This window comes from uncultured Bacteroides sp. (assembly GCF_949298305.1).
In the GTDB taxonomy this organism is placed as follows: domain Bacteria; phylum Bacteroidota; class Bacteroidia; order Bacteroidales; family Bacteroidaceae; genus Bacteroides.
In genome coordinates this window covers 1-5,619 of the sequence record NZ_CASFWU010000132.1, presented here as the reverse complement: position 1 = coordinate 5,619, position 5,619 = coordinate 1, and the positions used below count along the sequence as shown (strand labels likewise).

Annotated in this window: 7 protein-coding genes; all 7 read right to left on the bottom strand. The window is 48.2% G+C overall.

The genetic code is table 11. The annotated features are described in order from the left end of the window. Window positions 1-234 (bottom strand): GTP cyclohydrolase I (locus Q1Y74_RS13265; protein ID WP_300814773.1); only part of this gene is annotated, 234 nt, incomplete at its 3' end. A gap of 96 nt (window positions 235-330) precedes the next feature. Beyond that, entirely contained in the window at window positions 331-789 is a 459-nt protein-coding gene (locus Q1Y74_RS13260; protein ID WP_300814772.1) for an SPOR domain-containing protein, read from the bottom strand. A gap of 81 nt (window positions 790-870) precedes the next feature. Continuing rightward, window positions 871-1,626, bottom strand: coding sequence for a triose-phosphate isomerase (tpiA, locus tag Q1Y74_RS13255; RefSeq protein WP_300814771.1), 756 nt, complete (start codon window positions 1,624-1,626; stop codon window positions 871-873). Between the two features lie 78 nt (window positions 1,627-1,704). Further along, window positions 1,705-3,045, bottom strand: coding sequence for a BT_3928 family protein (locus Q1Y74_RS13250; protein ID WP_300814770.1), 1,341 nt, complete (start codon window positions 3,043-3,045; stop codon window positions 1,705-1,707). Beyond that, window positions 3,035-3,577 carry a DUF1599 domain-containing protein gene (locus tag Q1Y74_RS13245; RefSeq protein ID WP_300814769.1) on the bottom strand — a complete coding sequence of 181 codons (543 nt, stop codon included), beginning with the start codon at window positions 3,575-3,577 and terminating at the stop codon, window positions 3,035-3,037. The genes Q1Y74_RS13250 and Q1Y74_RS13245 overlap by 11 nt, the downstream gene beginning before the upstream one ends. Window positions 3,578-3,699: 122 nt before the next feature. After that, window positions 3,700-4,569 (bottom strand): M23 family metallopeptidase, encoded by an 870-nt coding sequence (locus tag Q1Y74_RS13240; RefSeq protein ID WP_300814768.1) that lies wholly within the window; start codon window positions 4,567-4,569, stop codon window positions 3,700-3,702. 267 nt (window positions 4,570-4,836) lie between these two features. Next, window positions 4,837-5,619 (bottom strand): helicase-related protein (locus Q1Y74_RS13235; RefSeq protein WP_300814767.1); only part of this gene is annotated, 783 nt, incomplete at its 5' end.

Sequence of the window (5,619 nt, the reverse complement as noted above, 5' to 3'; positions counted from 1 at the left end):
ATCCTTCACAATCACCATCTGACTGTATTCTTCCTTGAACTTGGCCGAACGCAACACTTCATGAGGGTCCATCGTATAACCCTTGGTCAGGGTCAGCATGGCTTTGGCTACCCGTTCGGGGGTCTTGAGCAGCCCTTCGCGACCGGCATCCTCGCCCAGCAGTGTAATGATACGGTGATAATGTTCTTTCAGTTCGTCCAAAGCGGGCGATGTGATTTCTTCTTTTCCCAACATAATAGTTTCTGTTATACAGTTTCATTGCCGGTCAGCCGCCTTCCATTCCGGCACCCGGCTTTTAAGATTATTGTAACAAATGGATTGGTCAGTGACCTACAACGGTATATTTATCTGTTCCCTCACAACAGAAACTTCCTTGAACACTCCCGTAGCACGCAACCGCCGCATGGCCGCATCGGCCTCTTCAATGCTGCGGAAGTCGCCCGCACGGCAAAGCCAGCGAGGAGGGACAAAAGAAGTATAGACAGCAAGTTCAGGAAAGTATTCCTTCACCCGCGAAGCCACCGAATAGGCTTCGTTCTTAGCCTGGCGGGTGTTATTTCCGGCATATACCTGAATGCGGTAACCCGAGCTTTTAATCACCTTACGTCCTTCGGCACCCGCAGAAACAGCCTCGGCCCCAATCAAAGCGGAGATGCGGGCATCCTGATGAATGGTCACCTTTCCCTGCCCCGGGACATCGCGTTCCAAAGACTTCAGAATATTATTCTGCGCAACAGCCAAAGCTGTGAAAGCGAAGCATGCAACTAAAAACGAACCAAATCTCTTCATATATAAAGCTTGATGGATGAAAACCGCTGGCTGATGGAAGGAGGAAATTCTCCTCCATCCGCCAACGGTTTATTGATTGATTTAATTGAAAGCGTCGATGATGCCCTTGAAGTCAGCAACCTTCAAAGCTGCGCCACCAATCAAGCCACCGTCTACATCGGGGTTGGCAAACAATTCCTTTGCATTGGACGGCTTGCAGCTGCCACCGTAGAGAATGGAGCAGTTGTCGGCAATTTCCTTACCGTACTTTTCGGCTACTGTAGAGCGGATGAAGGCGTGGATTTCCTGTGCCTGTTCGGGAGTGGCAGTCTTGCCAGTACCGATGGCCCAAACCGGTTCGTAAGCCAGAATAATCTTGGAGAAGTCTTCGGCCGACAGGGAGAATACGGAAGCCAGCTGAGCGGCAACCACTTCGTTCTGCTTGTTGGCTTCGCGTTCTTCCAACACCTCGCCGATGCAGAAGATAGGAGTCAGACCGTTGGCCAAAGCCAGTTTCACCTTCTCTTCGAGGATTTCTACAGTTTCGTGGTAGTAAGCACGACGCTCGGAGTGGCCCAGAATGACATACTTGGCACCGGTAGAGGCAACCATAGCGGCAGAAACTTCGCCTGTATAGGCACCAGACACCTTGTCAGCGCAGTTTTCGGCACCAACACCAATCTTGGCGGGGTCAACCAACGGAGTAACCGATGCCAGATGGATGAAAGGAGTACAGATGATAACGTCGCAATTGGGCTTCTCGTTGGCCAATGCTTCATTCAGTTCTTTTGCCAGAGCAATACCCTCCTGAAGGGTCTTGTTCATTTTCCAGTTTCCTGCAACAATGTTCTTTCTCATTTTTTGTTTATTATTAAAGGGTTAATAGAATAATTCCAAAATTCACAAATCCATTTCCACACCGAAAGATATCCTCCCCTACTCGCTTCCGACATTCTCTTCCAGTGTTTTTCCTTCCTCGGAAGCTTGCCGTTTCAACAGTTTCTTCCTCTCTCTGCGTTTTACAAAGAGCACGTCCAGCAAGACTACAAAAAACAGAGGCACAAAAAACCACAGCAGCACACGGCCCACCGTATGCAAATCGTCCACCTGCTTCCGGCGTCCCAAAGGCAGCTTGTCAAGGCTGTCGGTCAGCACATATTCATCGGGCAGGCAATTGTGACTCCATTTGTTCAACACGGTCCCTCCCCTTATCAGCAACAGGCCCGGATTGGAGCGGACAATGGTCTTCAGCGTGATGTCATCTGTTTCGCAGAAAGGATATTCGGCTCCGGTTCTGTCTTGCCACGAACTAATCTCTTCGTCAGAAGAAGAGGTCAGACACAGAAAACCGTAACCATACTCCATGCAATAATCGTAAATCTCATTAATCAGGTCAATATTGCTGTCACTGGCCTCCTCTATGCGGTGGGCAATGAGCAGGAAAGTATATCCATTGTCCGAAAGGATGCTGTCCGTCAAGTCCTCACCCGTATCCTTACTCACGATTGAGAAATCATGGATGGGCGGTTCGTAGCCTTTTTCTTTGACGAAGCTACGGGCCTCAACGAACGTCCAAGTGCTGTCGGGATAATTGTCCAGTGTGAATTCCTGGCGCTTTCCATCCTTCTCCAAGACAAAACGGGTCTCAATGACACTCAGCTTTGCGCCTTCGGGTACTTCCATTCCCGCCTTGATGTTAGCTCCAATCTTGTATGGACGAAAATCGAGGATGGGCAGATTGCGCAAGCAATAAAAAGAGAGCACAAAGACAAAAAGAACCGTATAGGTAGATACCAGCCACTCCATCTGCTCCGTAACAAAGCGGATGACCAGTTTGCGCCACCTGAAAACAGAAACGGCCGCCACCAGCAAGACCACGTTCTTGCCGAACGTCTGCCAGTTGGTCAGCACCCAAGCATCGCCGAAACAACCGCAATCAGGAACCGGATTGGCTATGGCCAGATAGAAAGTCAGGGGAGTCATGAAAATCATCAGAATCAGAGCCAGATAGGCCGCAATCGTTTTGCGGATGCCGAAAAGCAAGAAGATTCCAATACAAAACTCCAATGCGGAAAGAAGAATGGCAAGAAACAAGACCATGAAAGCAGGCAGCAGGTCGCTCAGACCAAAAGCCGTCAGATAATCCTGCAACTTGTAAAAGAAGCCCAATGGATCCACCGCTTTCACGAAGCCAGAAAAGATGAAAAGTCCGGCCAGCAGAAAACGACAGGCATTAGCCCATACCTTCGTGACAATATGTTTCTTCTTATTCTCCAAATTCAATCTTAATCAAACCGAACACGGAATAATTAATCATATCCATATAGTTGGCATCCACCCCTTCTGAAACCAGTGTGTGCCCCGCCAGACTCTCAATCTGCTTGGTACGGTGTATCTTCATCAATATCAAGTCGGTGTATGAACTGATGCGCATACTGCGCCAGGCCTCATCGTAATCGTGATTCTTGGCCAGCATCAGTTCCAAAGAAGTCTTGGCATACTTGTCATACAGTGCAAGCGCTTCGTCTGGAGTAATGTCTGCAGTCTCCGCATACCCCAACTCCAGCTGTATCAGCCCCACAATTCCATAATTGACAATGGCCATGAACTCCGAACGGATACCTTCATCCACCAAGGCCACTCCCTTTGTCTCAATGCTGCGGATGCGATTCGCCTTGATAAAAATCTGATCCGTCACAGAAGACGGGCGAAGAATGCGCCACGCCGCACCGTAATCATGAAGTTTCTTGGAAAAGAGATCGCGGCAGATTGCGATGACATGTTCAAATTGTTGCTTGGTATCTTTCATTTTTATCTCGCCTGTCTTCACTTTGGCGGCAAAGGTATGAATAATTAGAGAAAAAAAGAAAAAGAGGGTACTCTAATTTATATTAAAGCACCCTCTCTGATATAAAAGATTGTTTTACGTTTTTATGAGCAGCGCAAGACTTGACCGGGACGCAGAATAGTCCGAGTGGTGATACGGTTCAGCTTGCAAAGTTTGCTGACCGAAACACCTTGGCGGGCAGCAATCTTGGACAGGGTATCTCCTCTCTTCACCTTGTAGAACAAGCCTTCGCCCGAAGCCATGCTACGAGCTGTATTGGAAGAGCCTTTGGCCTTGCGGAAGGTATAGGAGTCGGCTACGATATCCTGTTTTTCAAAGTCGAACATCAAAGCAGGATTGATGGGAATACCCAAGAAGCGGGTCTCAAAGTGAAGATGCGAACCGGTCGAACGTCCCGTATTGCCACCCAAAGCGATGACTTCACCCGCCTTTACCAACTGGTTGATTTCCACCAGTTGCTTGGACAAGTGTCCGTAAACAGTTTCCAATCCATTGTCATGACGGATGACAATGTATTTGCCATAACCGCGTCGTCCCTGATTCTTTACGATACGTACCTTCCCGTCAAAAGCCGCCCGAATGGTATCGCCCACGTACACTTTGATGTCCAGTCCGTAATGCGAACGTCTTCTGCGGGGACGATAACCGAACACGTCGGTTATGCGGGTATGCTCGGTAGGCATACAAAAACCAGTCAGATCGAACGTATAGGATTCAGGTACAATGGCATTACCATAAGCCTGAACCAAATCGTTGTTCCAACTGGGATAAATATCAAAACCGGGATATTGAGACTGCTCTACACGTATTTGCTTTTGCAGAGCCAATGAATCAACTGTTTTCAGTTTTCTATCAATAGGAGCCTGACGGGCTATCAAATCCTGAGAGAAAGAGTTCAGGCTGACCATCGCCGTAGCAGCAATTAGTATCGTTTTAATGCAAATAAACTTCATCCGTTCCGTCATTCTTTTATGATATCCGTGAGAATGTTTATGGCCAATCACCCCACTTGTACGCGAATATCAAATTATTGTTTTTTAAAATTTTCCCAAAGGTAAAACTTATCTTCGATAAACGGTATCCTTTATTAACTATTTTTTCAAATACAGAGACGGAAAAACGAGAGCGGACGCCCACAAAACACTAAAAAGCAACAAGTTACATAAAAACATGTTTTACAACACAAAAGAAGCTGATATAACGCATAATTAACCCTTACCTCAGCTGATAGCCGCCCAATTAACATTTGTCTTCCTCAAGGCCTTCAACTGACGCCACAAAACTTCGTTTTCAGGAAGTACACCTGTGGGGTCGGCATCCACAATTCGCTGCGCCACTTCACGCACGTATTGCAACAGCTGCCCGTCACGCGCAATGTCGGCAATCTTCAGGTCAAAAGCAATGCCACTCTGCTGAGTCCCCTCCAAATCGCCGGGACCACGCAGTTTCAAGTCGGCCTCGGCTATTTCAAAGCCGTCGTTGGTACGCACCATGATTTCAATGCGTTTCCGGGTATCTTCCGCCAGCTTATAGCCAGTCACCAGGATGCAGTAGGACTGTTCCGCTCCACGGCCCACGCGACCCCGAAGCTGGTGAAGCTGAGAAAGCCCGAAACGTTCGGCGTTCTCTATAATCATCACCGACGCATTGGGAACATTAACCCCTACTTCGATTACGGTAGTGGCCACCATAATCTGTGCCTCGCCCGAAACAAAGAGCTGCATCTGCGCGTCTTTTTCGGCAGGTTTCATTTTGCCATGCACTTTGCAGACCCTGTACTCAGGAAACTCTTCGCAAATATGCAGATAGCCCTCTTCCAGATTCTTCAGGTCAATCTTCTCGCTTTCTTTAATCAACGGATAGACGATGTAAACTTGCCGTCCTTCCTCTATCTGCTTGTGTACAGAGCGATACAGACTCTCCCGGCGGTTGTCAAACTGATGAAGAGTGGCTATCGGCTTCCGGCCGGGAGGCAATTCGTCAATCACCGACACGTCCAGGTC